The organism is Streptomyces sp. NPDC037242 (genome assembly GCF_055604165.1).
Genome location: NZ_JBVJUY010000019.1, coordinates 122,561 through 140,547, shown reverse-complemented (window position 1 = coordinate 140,547; position 17,987 = coordinate 122,561). Strand labels below are relative to the sequence as shown.

Annotated in this window: 16 protein-coding genes and 1 pseudogene; 9 read left to right on the top strand and 8 right to left on the bottom strand. The window is 71.3% G+C overall.

Annotation, left to right across the window (positions count from 1 at the left end):
- Positions 1 to 53: 53 nt before the first annotated feature.
- Both ACZ7GJ_RS23080 and ACZ7GJ_RS23075 read right to left on the bottom strand, forming a co-directional pair.
- Complete coding sequence (locus ACZ7GJ_RS23080; RefSeq protein ID WP_470754269.1) at positions 54 to 413, bottom strand: DUF6355 family natural product biosynthesis protein; 360 nt, start codon at positions 411 to 413, stop codon at positions 54 to 56.
- A 242-nt stretch (positions 414 to 655) separates the two neighbouring features.
- Positions 656 to 1,369 carry an FG-GAP repeat domain-containing protein gene (locus ACZ7GJ_RS23075; protein WP_470754268.1) on the bottom strand — a complete coding sequence of 238 codons (714 nt, stop codon included), beginning with the start codon at positions 1,367 to 1,369 and terminating at the stop codon, positions 656 to 658.
- Between the two features lie 31 nt (positions 1,370 to 1,400).
- Between ACZ7GJ_RS23075 and ACZ7GJ_RS23070 the strand changes: the two genes are divergently transcribed.
- The 3 genes from ACZ7GJ_RS23070 (at position 1,401) to ACZ7GJ_RS23060 (ending at position 4,078) form a co-directional block, all read left to right on the top strand.
- The gene (locus ACZ7GJ_RS23070; RefSeq protein WP_470754267.1) at positions 1,401 to 1,721 is read left to right on the top strand and encodes a helix-turn-helix domain-containing protein; all 321 of its coding nucleotides are present in this window, start codon (positions 1,401 to 1,403) and stop codon (positions 1,719 to 1,721) included.
- Between the two features lie 41 nt (positions 1,722 to 1,762).
- Positions 1,763 to 2,941, top strand: a complete 1,179-nt coding sequence (locus ACZ7GJ_RS23065) for an ALF repeat-containing protein (protein ID WP_470754266.1) — start codon at positions 1,763 to 1,765, stop codon at positions 2,939 to 2,941.
- A gap of 204 nt (positions 2,942 to 3,145) precedes the next feature.
- Complete coding sequence (locus ACZ7GJ_RS23060; RefSeq protein WP_470754265.1) at positions 3,146 to 4,078, top strand: hypothetical protein; 933 nt, start codon at positions 3,146 to 3,148, stop codon at positions 4,076 to 4,078.
- Positions 4,079 to 4,349: 271 nt separating this feature from the next.
- On the opposite strand, the gene ACZ7GJ_RS23055 is transcribed toward ACZ7GJ_RS23060, so the two are convergent.
- From ACZ7GJ_RS23055 to ACZ7GJ_RS23045, 3 genes are all read right to left on the bottom strand, one after another.
- Complete coding sequence (locus ACZ7GJ_RS23055) at positions 4,350 to 4,805, bottom strand: RpiB/LacA/LacB family sugar-phosphate isomerase (RefSeq protein ID WP_470754263.1); 456 nt, start codon at positions 4,803 to 4,805, stop codon at positions 4,350 to 4,352.
- Between the two features lie 71 nt (positions 4,806 to 4,876).
- Positions 4,877 to 5,653 carry a MerR family transcriptional regulator gene (locus tag ACZ7GJ_RS23050; RefSeq protein ID WP_470754261.1) on the bottom strand — a complete coding sequence of 259 codons (777 nt, stop codon included), beginning with the start codon at positions 5,651 to 5,653 and terminating at the stop codon, positions 4,877 to 4,879.
- On the bottom strand, positions 5,650 to 6,747 hold the full coding sequence (locus tag ACZ7GJ_RS23045) for a serine hydrolase domain-containing protein (RefSeq protein WP_470754260.1): 1,098 nt from the start codon (positions 6,745 to 6,747) through the stop codon (positions 5,650 to 5,652). Before ACZ7GJ_RS23045 ends, ACZ7GJ_RS23050 begins: the two co-directional genes overlap by 4 nt.
- 242 nt (positions 6,748 to 6,989) lie before the next feature.
- Between ACZ7GJ_RS23045 and ACZ7GJ_RS23040 the strand changes: the two genes are divergently transcribed.
- Positions 6,990 to 7,487 (top strand): ricin-type beta-trefoil lectin domain protein, encoded by a 498-nt coding sequence (locus tag ACZ7GJ_RS23040; protein WP_470754259.1) that lies wholly within the window; start codon positions 6,990 to 6,992, stop codon positions 7,485 to 7,487.
- 44 nt (positions 7,488 to 7,531) lie between these two features.
- On the opposite strand, the gene ACZ7GJ_RS23035 is transcribed toward ACZ7GJ_RS23040, so the two are convergent.
- Complete coding sequence (locus ACZ7GJ_RS23035) at positions 7,532 to 8,701, bottom strand: ATP-binding protein (protein WP_470754257.1); 1,170 nt, start codon at positions 8,699 to 8,701, stop codon at positions 7,532 to 7,534.
- A gap of 470 nt (positions 8,702 to 9,171) precedes the next feature.
- On the opposite strand from ACZ7GJ_RS23035, the gene ACZ7GJ_RS23030 reads away from it, so the two are divergent.
- The 3 genes from ACZ7GJ_RS23030 to ACZ7GJ_RS23020 all read left to right on the top strand — a co-directional run bounded on the left by ACZ7GJ_RS23030 (position 9,172) and on the right by ACZ7GJ_RS23020 (position 15,022).
- Entirely contained in the window at positions 9,172 to 10,947 is a 1,776-nt protein-coding gene (locus tag ACZ7GJ_RS23030) for a thiamine pyrophosphate-binding protein (protein WP_470754255.1), read from the top strand.
- Positions 10,944 to 12,008, top strand: a complete 1,065-nt coding sequence (locus tag ACZ7GJ_RS23025) for a 3-oxoacyl-ACP synthase III family protein (RefSeq protein WP_470754253.1) — start codon at positions 10,944 to 10,946, stop codon at positions 12,006 to 12,008. The genes ACZ7GJ_RS23030 and ACZ7GJ_RS23025 overlap by 4 nt, the downstream gene beginning before the upstream one ends.
- Positions 12,009 to 12,139: 131 nt before the next feature.
- A complete protein-coding gene (locus ACZ7GJ_RS23020; RefSeq protein ID WP_470754251.1) occupies positions 12,140 to 15,022 on the top strand; it encodes a hypothetical protein in 2,883 nt (960 codons plus the stop codon).
- Between the two features lie 54 nt (positions 15,023 to 15,076).
- On the opposite strand, the gene ACZ7GJ_RS23015 is transcribed toward ACZ7GJ_RS23020, so the two are convergent.
- Complete coding sequence (locus ACZ7GJ_RS23015) at positions 15,077 to 15,943, bottom strand: SDR family oxidoreductase (protein ID WP_470754249.1); 867 nt, start codon at positions 15,941 to 15,943, stop codon at positions 15,077 to 15,079.
- A gap of 233 nt (positions 15,944 to 16,176) precedes the next feature.
- Between ACZ7GJ_RS23015 and ACZ7GJ_RS23010 the strand changes: the two genes are divergently transcribed.
- Positions 16,177 to 16,578, top strand: a complete 402-nt coding sequence (locus ACZ7GJ_RS23010) for a hypothetical protein (protein WP_470754248.1) — start codon at positions 16,177 to 16,179, stop codon at positions 16,576 to 16,578.
- 196 nt (positions 16,579 to 16,774) lie between these two features.
- On the top strand, positions 16,775 to 17,608 hold the full coding sequence (locus ACZ7GJ_RS23005) for a PIG-L family deacetylase (RefSeq protein ID WP_470754246.1): 834 nt from the start codon (positions 16,775 to 16,777) through the stop codon (positions 17,606 to 17,608).
- A gap of 124 nt (positions 17,609 to 17,732) precedes the next feature.
- Here ACZ7GJ_RS23005 and ACZ7GJ_RS23000 read toward each other — a convergent pair.
- Positions 17,733 to 17,981 (bottom strand): annotated as a pseudogene (locus tag ACZ7GJ_RS23000) ((2Fe-2S)-binding protein); the annotation flags it as partial.
- Positions 17,982 to 17,987 lie beyond the last annotated feature (6 nt).

The following is a 17,987-nucleotide window of genomic DNA, read 5'->3' as shown; positions in this document are numbered from 1 at the left end:
TACGCCCGAGGGTCGTCCCTCGGGCGTAGTCATCGCGGACGATCGGCGCGATATCAGGGCCCGGTGTCTCCCGGGTGGGAGCAGAGTCCGCCCGCGTAGTTGCTGTCGTACCAGGCGCCGGTGGCGTCGGCGTCCAGGTTGGTGCGGCCGGGCCCGACGCAGCGGTGGTAGTTGGACCTGGGCCACCGCTTGACCTGGATCCACACGTTGGTGTCGGTGGCGCAGTGCTCGTAGAAGGCCCGTTCACTGCCCCTGCCCTCGTTCCAGCCGCACCCCGAGGCGAGGGCTGCCCGGGTGGGCGGGGTTGCGGCGGTTTGCGCGCCGGCGGAGGTCGGCGCCGACGCCAGAACGCCGATGGCCAGCGCGGCTGTGACGGCGGCTGCTGTGCGGAGTTTTGCCCTGAGGAAGGTCATGACGCCACAGCTATCGGGTGCCGCGCATCCGGGAGAAGGCCTGGCGGACAAAACCCACCAAACGGAGGATCGCCTTTCGGCCACACCTTCGACGCCCGTGCGTGCCGCGACGCTACGACCGCGCACGCGCCGACCGGCTTGACGGCGGTCGCTGCGCCGAACGCCCCCGTTCCCGCTCGAGAACGGGGGCGGAGGCGTTCGGCGCAGGGCTCGTCCGGTTCAGGTCCGCTTGCCGGGCGCGGCTAGCTGATGGACTTGATGGCTCCCCAGCCGCCGGTGCCGACCTGGATGCTCGGGCCGTCGATGGGGCCGTGGATGTCGGAGCCGCCCTTGTAGAACTTCAGGGTGCCGTCGCCGGCGGTGGCCCACATGTCGGCGGGGGCGGTGAGGGTCATGACGTCCCAGCCGCCCGTGCCGATCGGGATCGGGGTGCCGTGCTTCGGGGTGGTGCCGATGACGCCCGGGTAGATCCAGAGCTTGTCGTCGATGGTGACGGCAAGGTCGGGCTGTCCGTCGCGGGTGGTGTCGCCGACGCCGACGATCCGGGCCGTGGGGGGCAGCGTACCGATCTTGACGGGGGCGCCGAGCGTGCCGTCGCCGCGGTTGGGGTAGACCCGCAGCTCGCCTCCGACGACGGCGACGATGTCCTCCATGGCGTCACCGGTCCAGTCACCGCGGTGCGTCACCGACGCGCCGCCCCAGCCGCCGCTGCCGATCTGCACCGGCGCGCCGACGGCGCCGGTGCCGGTGCCGGGGTAGAGGCGCAGCTGGCCCTCGTCGCCCACAGCGACCATGTCGGGCTTGTTGTCACCGTTCATGTCGCCGGCGACCGGGGTGGCGTTGCTGGTGATCCAGGCGCGCACGTCGTCGATGCGGGTGGCGAGGGCGTCGGTACGGGTCTCGGTGGCGGGGGTACGTGACTGGCTCGCCCACTTCCGTACCGCTCTGCGGGCCACACCGGACGCCGAGATCCCCACCCTGCGCGCGGTGGCGCTGCAGATGTCCCTCAGCACCCGCACGCTTCGGCGCCGCCTCGAGGAGCACCAGACCACCTGGTCGGAGGAACTTCAGGCGCTGCGCCGCGAACACGCTCTCCACCTGCTCGCCACCACCGACATGACCGTCGACTCCGTCGCCAGACGGACCGGCTACTCCGACCCCGGCGGCCTGCGCCGCGCCGTGCATCGCTGGACCGGGCAACCCCTCGCCGCCGTCCGATCGCGCAACAACGCCGACCCCGCTGCGACGGACTCCTCGAACCGCACCCCCGTTCTTGCTGCGTCGTACAACCATCGGAGCGGCTGGTGAGTCTGGGGTGGCGAAAGAACGTTTCTCAGGGGGTTTTGTCTGTGAAGTTGTCCCGGATCGCCGCGGCGGTCACCACTGCTGCTCTGGCTCCGGCCGTCCTCATCGCTTCGCCGGCCTTCGCTGCCGACAAGGATGCCGCTACGTCCACCAACCCGCCGGCTCCCACCGCACCCGACCAGGCGGAGAGCGGCCAGGCGGAGAGCGGCCCGGCGGAGAGCGGCCCGGCGGAGAGCGGCCCGGCGGAGAGCGGCCCGGCGGAGAGCGGCCCGGCCGCCGAGAGCCCGGCGGAGCAGGACCGCAAGACCATCCTCGCGATCATCGCCGACCCGATGGCCAGTAAGTACATGAAGGAAGCCGGCCACGAGGCCATCGCCGAGGGCCCGGCGGCCATGCGCAAGTTCATCGAGACCGATCAGCACAGGATCCGCATCGACGACTACCTGGTGCTGATCGCCCGTCTCGACCACAGCGCCGGCCCCGGCCTGCGGGAAGGCATCAACAAGATCTTCGACAGCGACAGGCACACCCTGGAGCAGCTGCGCCACTTCTACGAGGTCACCCAGCACGAGCTGCGCGACGCCGACGACCGGGTCGACATCGCCCGGCTCACCGCCACCGGTGGCCCCAGACTGAGGGAAGCGGCCAAGAACGCCCTCAGGGGCACGCACGCCGACCGGATCGCCTTCCTGAAGACGGGGCAGTACCTCGCGCAGGCCTCAGATGACCGGGTCGAGCTTTCCCGCATCGACGAAGGCTGGGACGGCCCCATCCTGAGCGAGGCGATCAGCAAGCTCCTCAGGGGTTCCGCGACCCCGGCCGAGCTGCGCCGTTTCCTCGAGGTGACCCAGTACGAGCTGCGCGACCAGGACAACCGTGTCGCGATAGCGGTGATCATCGACGGCGCGGGACCGGAACTGCTCAAGGCCGGCCGAGCCGCGCTGGCGGGCACCGCCGCCGACCGCACCGAGTTCCTGAAGACGGGGCAGCACGAGGCACGCGCGAACGACAAGAACAAGGCCCAGCAGGACCAGCACAACCCCGCCGCCGCTTCGGGCTCCGGTAACACCGCAGTCACCGCCCAGGGCGGCAGCGGTTCCACCCTCGCCGCCACCGGAGCCGGAGACACGGCCTTGATTGCGGGCGGCGCCGGCACCGCCCTCGTCGCCGGCGCAGGCTTCCTCCTCGCCGCACGGATGCGCCGCGCCGGCTCGGCAAGCTGACCCCGCCACGCCGTCAGCCGTAGAGGGCCGGCCGCGCACCCCGCGGCCGGCCCCGCTGCCTCGCGCGGCTCATGACCTGGGGGAGCCTGTTTGGACGTGTTCGCGTGTGCCGGGTGCGGCACGGAGCTGACGGCGCCGGTGTCCCGAGTGGCCCTCCCGGTCCACACCCATCACGGGGGCTGGGAGGAACTCCATCCTCCGCTGATGGAGCCCGCGACGTACGCGGTCGACCCCCGACCCACTGGACCGCCGTGGCGGATGTGGGAGGAGGTCGGAGCGGACGCGGCTGCCCGGCAGGGCGTGTACGCGCCGGTGTACTGCGTCTCCTTCGGCGCGCGGAACAGGATCGTCATCGCCCCCGGCGACTCCCGGTCCATGGCCCTGATGCCCGAGAAGTGCGAGGGCTACTGCCAGGGTGTGGACGGCCGGGCCGGCCCCAACCTGGCGTGCGAGGGGTGCGGGCGGGCCGTGGCGACCCGCATGGACGACTGCGGACTGTGGCAGACGGTATGGCTGGAGCCCGACACCGTCGTACGCCGCCCCTCGGGGCTCCCCGCCGGTCCGCCTCCCGACTGGGACGACCTGGAGCGCGCCGAGCACCGCGTCCCACCCGTCGAACCCGACGGGTCGTGGAGCCGTCGCTGGGAGGCGGCGGTCGGGGTCGCGCTGGCCCACCTCGTGGCGGCCACTGAGGACCGCCCCGTGACCCTCCCCGCCGGCCCGCTCGCCGAGCTGCTCAGCCACGCCGTCAGCCAGTACCTGCCGGCCGGGCCTGATGCCCGTAGCGTGGGGCTGGCCGGCCCGGGACTCCGCACGCCCCGGCCCCGTCCCGGAGTCCTCCTCGTCCCCCGGCACCCCCTCACGGGCACGCCCTGGCGCCCACCCGGCGACGACGCGGCCGTGGTGCCGCTGGACAGCGGGGTCTGGGCGTACCTCGCCCACCCGGGTGGCGAGACCTCACCGCTGCCCGCGACCGGGGTGCTCCCGGACGGAGTCCTGCGCGACGACTATCCCCTGCCGCTGCGCCCTTGGCACCCGCTGACGCCCCACCACCAGGCCTTCCAGGACACCCTGGTCGAGCTGCCGGCCATACGCGCCCCCCGGCTGCGCAGGTACCACGACGCGTACCGATCATGAACGTCTGACTGGGCGTCTACGCGCCGCGATTGCAGCGGTCCGCTCACGAGGAAGCCTTGACCTGGTATGTGCGGGCGGCCGAGAACGGCCACGCCGGCGCGGCGGATGTCGCGGCCGAGAGCCGACCAGGCTGCGCGCGGATGACGGACGAGGCGATCCTCGGAGCGGGACGGCTCGGGGATCAGCCCACCGAGGCCCAAATCATGGTCTCCACACTCGCGAGAGCCCGTGAGCGCGAATGACAACCCCGAAGCGCCTGTCGATGGCGTTCTCAGGGTGTGGTTCTGGTGTTGTCGAGTCGTTCGAGGCGCGCCACGTTCTGCCGGTCCTCGGCGTCCGTGCTCGCCTCGGCGTCGAACCAGGCGTCGAGGATCTCCTTGAGCAGCGGTACCGAGGTGAGACGCAGGCTGAGCGCGAGCACGTTGGCGTCGTTCCAGCGGCGCGCACCGTCCGCGGTGTAGGCATCCGTGCACAGGGCCGCGCGTACGCCGGGAACCTTGTTCGCGGCGATCGACGCGCCCGTACCGGTCCAGCAGCACACGACGGCCTGGTCGGCGTTCCCGGCGGCGACCTCGCGGGCTGCTGCCTCCGAGCAGGCGGCCCACTGCGGATCGTCGCCGGGGCTCAGCGCCCCATAAGCCACCACATCGTGTCCGCGGTCGCGCAGTTGCCCGAGGAGGGCTCGGGCAACAGGTTCGTCCATGTCCGAGGAAACCGAGATCCGCATGCTCCGAGACTACCGGCCGTGGAACGGATGGTCGCCGAGAGTCGAGGTGGGCGAGAGCCTGCCCCTGTCCGTCATCGGTGCGGCATCGGTACGCCCGCAGCGCGGAGTTTGGCCTCGGTGAGTGCGGTCAGCCGGGCCGCGACCGGGGCCTGGTCCTCGCGGTGGTTGTTGATCAGCTTGTACTGGGCCGAAGCCCTGGACCATGCCCGCAGGCTGGTGTGATCCCCCTGCAACGCGGGGTTGGCGAGGTAGCGCTCGGCCATGTCGGTCGCGAGTTCTTCGATCCTGGGGTCGTCCGGTTCCCAAGTCTCCGCCTCCAGGCCGCGCTTGATGAGGTCGACGTACCCCGGGTCGTCCAGCCCGTGTTCGAGCTGGGCCAGGAAGCCGTCGAAACCCTCAGGCACCAGCGCCCTGGCCAGCACCAGGGCCTCGCGTTGCGCGGCCACGTAGTCGGGGCTGAAGCCGAGGCCGGGCATCCGCTCCAGGACCGCGCAGGCGCGGTCGGGCAGCAGGGCCCGGTCGCCGTCGGCGAGCCGGTCCAGGGTGTTGCGGCGGGCAGCCAGCTCATCGATGCGTTCGGTGAGCTGCTGCTTGACCTCGGCGAGCGCGGCGCCGAACTGCTCGGCGCCGGCGCCGAGCATGGGCCCGACCTCGGCAAGCGGTACGCCCGCAGCGGCCAACGTCCGGACCTGCACCAGCTTCAACAACTCGCCGGATCCGTACCGCCGATAGCCGGAGCTGTCACGTTCCGGCTCGGCGACCAGGCCGAGCTTGTGGTAGTGCCGCACCGTCTTCACCGTGACGCCGACGAACGCCGCCGCCTGCCCGATCGTGACCCCGTTCCTCATGCGTCCAGCTTGCCGCAGAACACCTCGTCGAGGAAACGCTGTTGGGCGCTCTGGAAGGCCGGGGCTATGGCCATGTCGGCGTCGTCCACCCAGGTCAGCCCGGCGGTCAGGGTGGTGGTGCCGTCGACCGTGCTGTACATCAGCGCCGCCGAGCCCATGACGGCACCGTTGTGGTGGAAGACGGTGCCGCCCCCCGTTTCCTGCGCGAACACCCCCAGGCCGTAGCCGACCGTCGCCTCCGGTGTGCGCATCTCGGCCAGCAGCTCGGCCGGCAGGAGCTTGCCGCCCATCAGTGCGGAGAAGTACGTGTGCAGATCCTTGGTGGTCGAGATCATGTCGCCGCCGGCCCCCACCCAGGACGGGTTCTGACGGGTGACGTCGATGGTCCGTTCCTGCCCGGCGTCCGCGTAGCGGTAGTAGCCGTGGTTGTGCGGCTCGGGGATCTCCGACGAGGCGCCCGGCGCCACGGTGCCGGTCATCCCCAGCGGCCCGAGGATCAGCCGCTGCAACTCCTCGGCGAACGAACGGCCGGTGACCTTCTCGACCACCAGCCGGGCCAGCACGTAGTTGGTGTTGGCATAGCTCCAGCCAGTACCCGGCGCGAACCGCGCCGGCTTGGACAGCGACAGCCGCACCAGCTCTTCGGGCCGGTAGGTCTTGAAACGGTTGTCCACCCACTCCTTGCCGCGCCAGGGCACCCCCAGCACGATCGTCCCGTCCTCGTAGAGCTCGCCGGTGTGGTTGAAGATCCCACTGGTGTGCTGGAGCAGCATCCGTACCGTGATCCGCCGGTCGAGACCGAACTCCGGCAGGTAGTCGGCAACCGGGGCGTCCAGCCCGATCCTGCCCTCGGCCACCAGCATGAGCACCGAGGTGGCGACGAAGTTCTTGGTGGTGCTGCCGATGCGGAAGTGACCGTCAGCCAGCGGTTCGGTGCTCCCGCCCAGCTCGCGCGCGCCGGCGCTGCCGACCCACTCGCCCCGCTCGTCGTTGACTCGGAGCTGGATCCCGGTGAAACCGGCCTCGACCAGCTCCTCGATCGCCTTCCGCAGCTCCGGACGGTCCTGACTCTGGCCGGAAACAGTGGTGTGCATGGTGGTTGGCTCCTTCGCGTCGGTGTGCCGGTCTCGGCGTCCTGCCGATGCGATGAGCCTCCACCCTGACCCAAGGTCAACCTCAACTGTGACCTGTACCACAGTGATTTCCCGTCGGCCAGGCGGCCATCGGATGCTGGTGCGCCATTCACCGCAATGGCGCTTTCCTGTTCCGCGGTCCCCGGTCATCCTCGGATCCGGGGATCCGGGGATCCGGGGATCCGCCCGAGGATGGGAGAACCATGAAAAGCGCCAAGCGCCGTACGCGCACTACCAAGATGGCCGTGACCGGTCTCGTAGCCGCCCTGACCGTAGGACTTACGGCGGCTGCTCCCGCCCGGGCTGCCGCCGGATTCAGGCTCAACGCCTACGACAGCCGCAAGTGCCTGGACGTACGGGGCGGAGTGTCGGAGGCTGGCCAGGACACGCAGGTCTGGCACTGTCACGGTGGCGCCGGCCAGAGGTGGACCTGGCGCGGCGCCAGCCTCGTCAGCGACCTGCGGCCCGACCTCTGCCTCGACGTGCGAGGCGGGGTGGCTGCACCCGGTCAGGACGTTCAGGTCTGGAACTGCAACGGTGGCGCCGGCCAACGCTGGACCGTACGCAACGGCGTCGCCTACGTGAGTGACCTGCGGCCCGACCTGTGCCTCGATGCCCGTGGCGGACCCGCCGTCGGTCAGGACGTGCAGATCTGGTGGTGCAACGGCACCATCGGCCAGCGGTGGTACCGGGCGCAGTGACCCTCGACGGCCGCCCCTACGGCGCCCACGCGCCGGCGGGGAGTTCATTGATCGAGGATGTGGCGGATGATGGACGCGGCTTCGTTCGGATTCTGGTCCAGCCAGTCGGTGAGGTGTTTGCTGACGACCTCCTGGACGTAGGCGTCCGCTTCGGGATTGCCGAGCTTGGTCCTGGTGGCGCCCTCGAAGACGGGACGGGCGAGTTTTACGGAGATGACCGCAGTCAGGCCCTCGGTGATGGCTCCGGCCGTGATGTCCTCGTCGTCCGGGGGTAGTTGCCGCTGCCTGCGCGCGTAGTCGTTGACGACGGACGTGAGCGCGGTACGGAAGCCCTCTTCGTGGGCGCCGCCTTCGTGGGTGCGGGTGGTGTTCGCGAAGGAGCGGAGCTCTCCCCGGGGCCAGGTGTTCCACTGCATGGCGACCTGCACGTGGATCGTCTCGTCCTCGCTCTCCGACTCGAAAGCGATGGCGGGGGAGTGGACGCGACTCGCGGGGTAGGGGCTGAGGCGGGCGACGTAGTCCTGAAGGCCGTCCACGTGGTGGTGGCGGACCGGCCGCTCCGGCCGCTCGTCAGTGAGTGAGAGGGCCAGGCCCCTGTTGAGGAAGGCCAGTTCCTGGAAGCGCTCCGACAGCGCGGCGAACGAGCACCAAGTGGTCTCGAAGATCTCGGCGTCGGGCAGGAAGGTGATCATGGTGCCATGCTCGCTCGTTTCCTCGTTCCTCGTCAGGGGAGTTACCGCCGTGCCCTTCTCGTACTCCTGGGTCCAGCGGTGGCTGTCTCTGCGGACCTCGACCGTGAGACGGCTCGACAGCGCGTTGACCACGCACAGGCCCAGGCTGCTGAGGCCGCCGCAGACTCCGTAGCCGCCATGGGCCTTGGGGCCGAAGGTCAGTTCCGTCAGTTCGAGTTCGAGGGCCGACTTGCCGGAGGGTTCTTCCTCCTTGAGGGGCAGGCCGCGCCCGTTGTCCACGACGCGAATGCCGCCCTCCGCGGTGATCGTGACGTCGATGACGTCTGCGTGGCCGGCCAAGTGCTCGTCCACGGCGTAGGAGACGACCTCGTACACCATGTTGTGCAGGCCGCGTTCGCCGATCGAGCCGACCCACATGCCGGGGCGCTTGCGCACCGCATCGAGGCCTTGGAGTACCTGGATGTCGCTGGCGGTGTACTCGTTCACGTTCGCGGGCTGACTGGGGTTGCCGGACTCGGTCATGAAACACCCTCCCTGGGCAGTCCTGAGCATGCTGTGGGTGGAGGCCGTCGAAGCAGCCGACGCCGCCTCCACCCCGTCGTGCGCGCGCCTGCCCATCCTAGGGATTTTGAGGTAAATGCGCAGGTCAGGGCCTGTGTTGCGAGGTCTCAGGTGGCGGCGTCCGCGGCTTCGTCGAAGCGGCTGGCCCAGGTGGCCGACGTAGGGGGCGGAGCAGCGCGAAGGCCCCGCCCAGGGCGGCCGAGGGGGCATTCTCGGCGGAGCCCAAGTGTCTTTGCCCGCTGATTTCCACTGGGTGCTGCCTGCCTTTGACGCGAAGGTCCTCGACGCCCCGCCCGAGCACGCCCGGCTCCCCGGGCATTCGGCCGTTCGCGTGGAGATCGCGGGCGTACGGGGGCAAGAGGGCAGGTTTTGGCCTGAAATGTCGCCGGTCCTCCTTTGCGGGGCCGGGCCACCGGAGCCAGGCTGGGCGCGTGCGGGAGCCCCGGGTCGTGGATCGGCTGGTCAGTGAGCTGGCTGGACTGGGTGTCGGCCACGTCTTCGGCGTGGGAGGCGCCAACATCGAGGACCTGTACGACGCCCTCCATGCCGCTCGCGGCAGCGTCCGCGGCGTCGTGGCCAAGCACGAGTTCTCCGCGGCCGCGATGGCCGACGCGTACGCCCGGGTCACCGGGCGCCTCGGAGTGGTCGCGGCGACCTCGGGCGGCGGCGCGATGAACCTGGTCCCCGGCCTGGCCGAGTCCTACGCCTCCAGGGTGCCGGTACTGGCCCTGGTGGGGCAGCCGGAGACCGGCCTCGAAGGCCGGGGAGCCTTCCAGGACGGCAGCGGCCGGGCCGGCTCCCTCGATGCGGGCAGGGTGTTCGCCGCCGTGTCCCGGTTCTGCGCCCGGGCCGGGAGCCCGGACGCTCTGGCCGAGCTGCTGCCCCGGGCCGTCACCGCCGCGCGGACGGATCCCGCCGGTCCCGCGGTGCTGCTCCTGCCCAAGGATGTCCAGCGGGCACCGGCGGGCCGCACCGCGTGGCCGAGGCCCGCGGATCCTCCCGCGGCAACGGCGGACCCTGCTGCGCTCGACCAGGCGCTGGCCCGGCTGCGGGCTGCCACCGGCGTGCTGGTCATCGCGGGCGCGGGGGTGACCGCGACCTCCGCTCGCGACGAACTCGCCGCGCTGGCACGCCGACTCGGCGCGTGGGTGGCGGTCACCCCGGACGCCAAGGACGCGTTCGACAACCACGACCCCCGGTACGCCGGGGTGGCGGGGGTGATGGGGCATCCGGGCGTCGAGAGCCGCCTGCGGCGCATGGACGTCTGCCTGCTCGTGGGCACCCGCCTGCCCCACCTGGCGCGGGCGGGACTTGAGGAGGCCCTGACGCACGCCACGGTCATCTCCCTCGGCCCGGAACCCCCGTTCGTCCCCGCCCTCCCCGTACTCGGCGATCTCCGCTCCACGCTGCGCGCCCTGCTCGACGGGATGGAGCTGTCCGACCGCCCCTGCCCGAGCCATCCCGGCTCCCTGGGCCAGAGCCCCGACCGTCCGAGCCGCCCCCGTCCCGCCGGGGCGGTCCGTACCGGCGCGGCCGCTCCAGGGGTGCTGTCGTACGCCGAGGCGCTGGCCGCCGTCGAGGCGGCACTGCCGCCGGACGCGCTGGTCTTCGTCGATGCGGGCAACGCCGGCGCGGCCGCCGTCCACCACCTCCCGGTCCCGCGCGAGGGAGGTTTCGTGCTGGCGGCCGGGATGGGTGGGATGGGCTACGCCTTCGGCGCCGGCATCGGCGCGGCGCTCGCCACGGGGCGGCGCACATACGTGCTCGCGGGGGACGGGGCCTTCTACATGCACGGCCTGGAGGTGCACACCGCGGTGCAGTACGAGGCTCCCGTCACGTTCGTGATCTTCAACAACAACGCGCACGGCATGTGCGCGATCCGGGAGCGGCTGTACTACCCCGAGGAATACAGCTTCAACCTGTTCCGCCCGACCGACATCGGCGCGGGCGCGGCCGCCGCGTTCCCCACCCTCCCGGTCACCCGGGCCGCCGACGCGGACGGCCTGCGCCAGGCCCTGCTCCGCGGCAACCACGGCCGCGGCCCGGTGCTGGCGGCCGTGGACTGCGACCCGTACGAGGTGCCGCCCTTCCTCCCCTTCCTCGCCGCCATCGGTCCCGGGACGCCGCCACACCCCGAACCAGCCGAAGCACCCGAACCATCCGAAGCACCAGGACCACCTGAACCGCCATCCGGGGGTACCGCATGACCACCGTCAGCCTCGTCGACGTCTCGCACTACCTGCCCGGTGAGCCGGTGCCCGCCCGGTACTTCACGGCACACGCGGCCCCCCACCACCCGCTCAGCGGCAATGCGATCTTCGACGCACCCGTCTACCGGCACCACGTGGCCCGGGACGAGAGCAACGTGGACCTGATCGAACGGGCGGTGCGGCCGCTGATGGAACGCCAGGGAGAGGCCGCGATCCGGAACGTGGACGTGCTGATCGTCCACTCCCAGCTGCCGGACCTGCCGTTCATCGGCGCCGGCACCGAGGTGGCCCGGCGCCTCCGGATGAACCCGGAGTGGCTGATCGACCTGGCCAGCGGCGGCTGCGTGTCGTTCGTCTGCATGCTGAAGACGGCCCGTGAGCTCATCCTCGGTACCTCGGCGCGGTCCGCGCTGATCTGCAACTCCCAGACCGCGGCCGGATGGGTCTACACCGACCCCGGGTTGCGCGAGGACCCCCAGGCCGCCATCCCCGGCGACGGTTGCGGGGTGGCCTACCTCACGGAGGGGGACTCCGCCCCGGTCCTGGGCTCGGTGACACGCGCCGTCCCCGAGTACGCGGGCGAGATGCGGCTGCGCTGCTCGGAGGACCGTAAGTACTGGGAGCCGGGGAGGGAGCAGTTCCGGATCGCGTTCAGCGAGGAGAGCATCGCCCGGGTCCTGGACCGCGGCAACCGTCTGGTGCCCGAGGCCGTCGAGGAGCTGTGCGGTGGGCTCGGTCTGGCGACGACGGAGATCGACGCACTGATCACCAACCAGCCGAACCGGCTGTTCCTGCGCACTTGGCGAGAGGCCCTGCGGGTATCGCCGGAACGCCACCACGACACCTTCGACCGGTGCGGGAACCTGTTCGGTGCCGCATTGCCGATCAATCTCGACCTGGCGGTCGAAGCGGGCCGGATCCGGCCGGGCGATCTGGTGGTGTTCGGCGGGTTCGCGCACGCCGGCGACTTCACCGCCGCCGCGGCGGTCCGCTGGGGCGGCCGCGGACAGGCCGCCGAGCCGACCGGTGACGGCCGCATCGCGGCCGACGACCTGTAGCCCCTTTGGCGTGCATCCAGGTACTTCCAGAGCCCCGGCGCGGGACTCCGGTGGGATGGGCGGTTCGACTGCGCCGGGCGCACCCGCCGGTCTACGCTCGCCGGGCTGCGCCGTGGGGGAGGAGCCGAGGGATGACCGAGACCGTGACACACCCGGCGGCGGACCCGCCGGGTCCACCGGACCCGGTGGATCCGCTGCCGCCGTTCCGGGGCTGGCGCTACGCGGCGGAAGCAGAGGTCTACCGGAGCAGCGTCGAGGAACTCCTGGTCGAACCGGCCGTCGCCGACCGCCTGCAGATCCGCCCGGAGGTCACGGCGGACGCGGTGCGGGCGGCCATGCAGGTACCCGCGGCCGTGGAACGGGTCCTCGTCCTGGCGCGTGACGACCACGAAGCCGTCTGCGCGGCGCTGGACGAGCGGTCGAGGAACCGGCGGAGGCTGGCCCGCGCCCGCGCCCAGCTCGGGCTCGAACCGGCCGCCGCGGCCACCCTCTTCGTCCTGTTCGCCGCGCTCGTGAACCCGTATCAGGACCGCGGTTTCAGGTTCACGGCGCAGACGGCAGTGACGGTGGTCGTGCTGCTCGCCGTGGGCGGATGGCTGATGCGGCGCCCACGCGCGCGTCGACAGTTGCGCAACATTCCCACCTACGCCCGCTACCGCCTGCTGGTGTGGGCCACCAGCGGCGAAGCCGAGAGCGCCCTGCGTCGGCTTGCCGTGGAGCTCAACGCTCACAGCGCCCGCCGGGTCCTCCTGGAGGTGATCGAGGCACTGCTCGGGGAGGACCCGCACTCCGTCCTCATGTACGACGGATATCACGGGCTGCGGGCGCGTCGGGACTCCCGCTTCTTCGTGCGGAGCGCGTGCGCGAGCCAGTTGGCGCGCAAGCTGAGCCTGATCGATGGCGGCACGATCGCGCTCAGCGGTCCGCGGGGCGTGGGCAAGACCACCCTCCTGGACGCCGTGAGCGGTCTGCTCCGGCCCGAGGCGGCGCGGAGCGGATCGGAGCCCGACCTGGTGATCCGCGTCGCCGTACCCGCCGCCTACACTCCGTACGACTTCCTGCTGTCCTGTCTGATCGGTGTGTGCGAGCAGTACCTGCGGCGAAGCGGGCAGACAGTGCCGGACTTCACGCGGCTGTCGGGCCTCGTACGGCTGGGCCGTCGTACCGCCGGTCTGGCTCGCAATAGCGCGCGGTGGCTGCTGTTCGCCCTGCCGGCCGGAGCCCTGCTCGTGCTGGGCGCGGCCGCGACGCTACGCGTCTGGTGGGGCGGCCACCGGTCGGGGCTCGTGTCTCTCGCTACGGGCGTGGCCCAGGACGCAGCCCACGTGGTGAGTGGGCTCTGGCACGGTGAGTACGTCTTGGCCAGCCTCATGGTCGCGTACCTGAGTTTCCTGGTGTGGGGTCTTCGCACACCGGGCCGCTTCCGCCGCTTTCTGGGGCTGGGGGAGCAGAGCCGGGCCGGCTGGAGCCTGCTGTGGGCACTCGGCTGGCTGTTGGCCGCGGCACCGGTCCTGGACGCTCTGGTGGATGTGCACAACACCGTGGGCCTCCTGCCCGACCGGACCATCTGGACCAGCGGGCCGGGTACACCACGGGGTGGTGTGGCAATTGCCTTCGCCACCCTGCTCGTAGCGCTGTTCGTGTTCCTGTTCGTCAAGCTGCAGGTCATCCCGCGACGTCTGACCGCCGGCGATCGCACGCTGGTTGCGGTGACCCTGGCCGGTTTGGCCTGCATCAGCTTCATGGCGACCTCTGCGACGACCCGGCCGGTCGTGTTCGATGCCGAGAACCCGGGCCGGCTCGCGGTGTTCATGCTCGGACTGGCGCTCGTTCGCTCCTCCTCCAGGCGGCGCAAGCGGCGGCACACGACGCAGACCGATCTCGCCCGGCGCTGCCTGAACCAGCTCTTCAGGCTGCGTACGGTCCAGGGGACGTCCGCCGCGCTCAATTTCACGCCCGGGCCCCCCTTCGGGAGCGTGCACGGCTCCACCCTCTCCAGTGTGCCGCCGAACTTCCCCCAACTGGTGGCGGAGTTCCTGGCTCTGGTGGGGGCGATCGCGGACGAACTGGGCGAGCAGGGCGACGGGCGCGTCTTCCTGTGCATCGACGAGCTGGACCGGATGGCCACTCCGGCACAGGCGCGCATGTTCCTGGGCGAGATCAAGGCGATCCTCGGCGTACCGCGGGTCTACTGCCTGGTGTCCGTGGCCGAGGACATCAGCGCGGGTTTCGTACGCCGGGGCATGCCCCACCGCGACACGACGGACAGCGCCTTCGACGACATCGTGCACGTCCGGCCGATGACGCCCGCCGAGTCGGTGGCGATCCTGGAGGAGCGCGTGCCCGGGCTGCCCCGCCCGTACGCCGTCCTCGCCCATGCCCTGTCCGGGGGCATCCCGCGGGACCTCATCCGCTACGCACTCGGCCTGGTCGAGCTGCGCCAGAGCACCCCGTACGTGGAACTGTGCGACATCGCGCTCGTGATGCTGGCGGAGGAGCTGTCGGACACCCTGGCCGGCTTCCGGACCCTGCTGGCTGCCCAGCCGTGGACGGCGGAGACCGCACCGGTCATGGTCGACTACCGGCTCCTGACCGAGCGGCTGGACGAGGCCCGGCCGGAGCAGGGCGCGGCGCTCGTGCGCGCCTTGCAGGAATTCGCGGCGCCTGCGGCCCCCGTGGCGGCTGCGGCCCCCGTGGCGCCGGCGGCCTCCGCTCAGAGCGGTGGTCCGGACGGGCCGGCCCTGCCGGAGACCACGCGTCCGCTGGTCGCGGAGGCCCGTGCGTACGCCGCCTATGTGCTCACCCTGCTCCAGATCTTCACCCCGGCGGCCTTCGACCAGCGCAGCGCCGAGGCCGCGGCACGCGATCCGGACGGTTCGGTCCAACGCCTGGCCGACATGCGCCTGGAGCTGGCCGTCTCGCCGTACAGCGCCCTCGTCCTCGTCGATCGGGTCAGGCGTGCGTGGGGTCTGCCGGTGCTGGCCGCGACTCCACTGCCGTCGGGTGGGCCTTGACCGGGATCGAGTACGAACGCCGGACGGGCTGCCGGCCGGAGTCGACTGGCGGCATCAGCGGGTCAGGAGCGGTGCCATGACGTCACGGGCGTAGTCGACAACGGGCCGTGGGTCGTGCCCGGTCAGCCGGCGCACGGAGTCGGTGGTGTCGGCATTGGTGCCTTCCCGGAGCAGTTGGAAGATGCCCACCACCCCCTCGGCGAGCCACGGCGGCAGCCCCGCCCCGAGCATGCCGGCCAGGGCTGCTTCGTCGGGTACGGCGACGTACTCCACCGTCCGTCCGAGGGCGGTGGAGAGGCGGTGGGCGACCTCGGTGAAGGTGATGGCCTCCGGGCCGGTGATCAGGTGGGTCTCCCCGTCCCCGCTCTGCCCGGAGAGCAGCGCGACCGCGCAGGCGGCCACGTCACGGGGGTCGATCATGGCGATGCGGGCATCGTCCGCGGGCAGGAAGATCCGCCCGGCCTGCCCGATCGTCGGCAGTGAACCGAGTAGGTTCGACATCAGGAAGCTGGACCGGAGAATCACGAAGGGGATCCCCGCCGAGCGCAGGCGGCGCTCGATGCGGCCGTGCTGATCGGCGAACGTCTGCGCGGCGCCGACCCCGGCTCCGACCGTGGACAGCAGGACGATCTGCCGGACACCGGCCGTGGCTGCGGCCTCGATCACGTTGGCCGCGTTCTCGACCTGCCGCGGGTCGTTGGCGCAGCTGAGGAAGGCCCGCTCGGCGCCCGCGAAGGCGGCACGGAGCGATTCGGGATCGGTGAAGTCGCCCTGCGCAAGGTCGGTGCCGGGGCCGAGTACGGCAGTGGCTCGTTCCGGATCGCGGGTGAGCGCGCGGTGGGTGACGCCTCGCCGGCGCAGCTCGCTCACAACGTGTCGCCCGACGTTCCCGCTTGCACCGGTCACCACTACGGTCGTCATCTCGTCGCGTCCTCATGGCCGATTCGGGGCTTTCCACCCACGTTGCGGCACGACCGTCCCGAGCCCGTCAGGACACGCGCGGGTTCACTCGCCAGGACGCCCGTACGGGCTGCCCCGCCGGTCCGCTTGGCGGCCGTGTTGTGCCCGACGTACGCCTCCAGGGCGGGCGCCCGGGCGTGGTGGGGCTGCCGCCTCAAGAAATGGTGGCGGGAACCAGGTGCGATCCTGCACGTATGAACCACCTCGGCGACGTGAACCTGCGCACCTGGACCCTGCGCTTCATGGCCCTCCTGGCGGCCGACACCCAGGATCAACTCGCCTGGCTGGGCGGGCGTGAGCTGGAGACGAAGGACGTCGTCGAAGAGGTGGAGCTCCTCTGCCGCGTCTCCGAAGGACTCGCCGAGCGCGGAGTCTTCGAGCCCGAGGATCTGCGCGGCCTTCGGGCCATCGGCCGTCGCCTCGGCGAGATCGATGCCACCTGCCGCGTCGGCTGCTGGGACAGCGCCCTGACCACAGATCCGGCGTGGGACGACGTACGTTCCCTCGCCCGCCAGCTCCTCCTCACGAGGCTGGGCGACTGGCGTCAGCCGCTGCCACGTCCCCGTCCGGTGCCCCCACACACGGGCGACCGCTGATCCGTCCAGGCCGCCCCCATATCCGGGAACAGCCGGGCCGGTCGGCGCGGTTGCACCAACCGAGGGGCCGGCGCCGCACGGACGGGGAACACGGAGACCGCAAGGTCGTCCGCCCCACCTGAACCCGGGCCCCCGGGATCGCGGTATGCCTGCCGCGTGCTCGGCCCAAGACGTACTTCCGCAGGAGGAATGTTTCATGACTGACCGGCCCTTGACGCTCATGGCAGTGCACGCCCACCCCGACGACGAAGCCACCGGAACCGGAGGGGTCCTCGCGCGCTACGCGGCGGAAGGCATCCGCACGGTTCTCGTGACGTGTACCGACGGCCGTTGCGGTGACGGACCGGGGGGTGTCAAGCCGGGCGCTCCCGGGCACGACCCGGAGACCGTCGCCTTGATGCGCCGTCAAGAACTCGAGGCGAGCTGTGAAGTCCTCAAGGTCAGCGATCTGGAGATGCTGGACTATGCCGACTCCGGGATGATGGGCTGGCCGAGCAACGACGCCCCGGGATCCTTCTGGCAGACCCCCGTGGAGGAGGGCGCCGCCCGGCTCGCGGAACTGATGCGGCACTACCGACCCGATGTGGTCGTCACTTACGACGAGAACGGCTTCTACGGTCACCCCGACCACATCCAGGCCCACCGCATCACGATGGCGGCGCTGGAGATGACCGCGCTGACACCGAAGGTGTACTGGACGACGATGCCCCGCTCGGGGATGCAGCGGTTCGGGGAGATCATGCGCGAGTTTCACGAGGACATGCCGGAGCCGGATCCTGCCGAGGCCGCCGCGCTGGCCGAGATCGGCCTCCCCGACGATGAGATCACCACGTGGGTTGACACCACCGCGTTCAGCGGTCAGAAGTTCGATGCGCTGGCAGCGCACGCCAGTCAGGGCGAGAACATCTTCTTCCTCAAGATGGGCAAGGAGAGGTTCGGCGAGTTGATGGGCATGGAGACGTTCGTACGCGTCAAGGACACCACCGGCGCGGCCGTACCCGAGAACGACCTCTTCGCCGGACTGCGCTGACCCGCCCGTCCCGCCGGACCAGGAACAATCGGCCGCACCGGCGCCATCGAGCGCGTCGTCCAGGTCTTGCACGCGGGGCGCTGCCGGCTCGGCGGCCGGCAGTTGCCGGGGTGTCAGTGTCCGCCTATGGCTGCTCCAGTCGCCGGAGGCGCTCGGCATCGGAGGTGCGCGGGCAGGTGAGACAGGCCTCGGCGGGGCGGATGGCGTAGTAGAGGCAGCAGCCGAGCCGGGTGCGGGAATGGTGGATACGGCAGTCCGCGCCCGGCAGCCTGCGGAACGCGGCGGCGCCGGGGAAGGGCGGTGTGTCGCCGGGCAGTACGGCGGTGGCCTCGCGGATGGCGGCCTCCTCCTCACCGAGCATGCGGCCCAGGTGCATCCG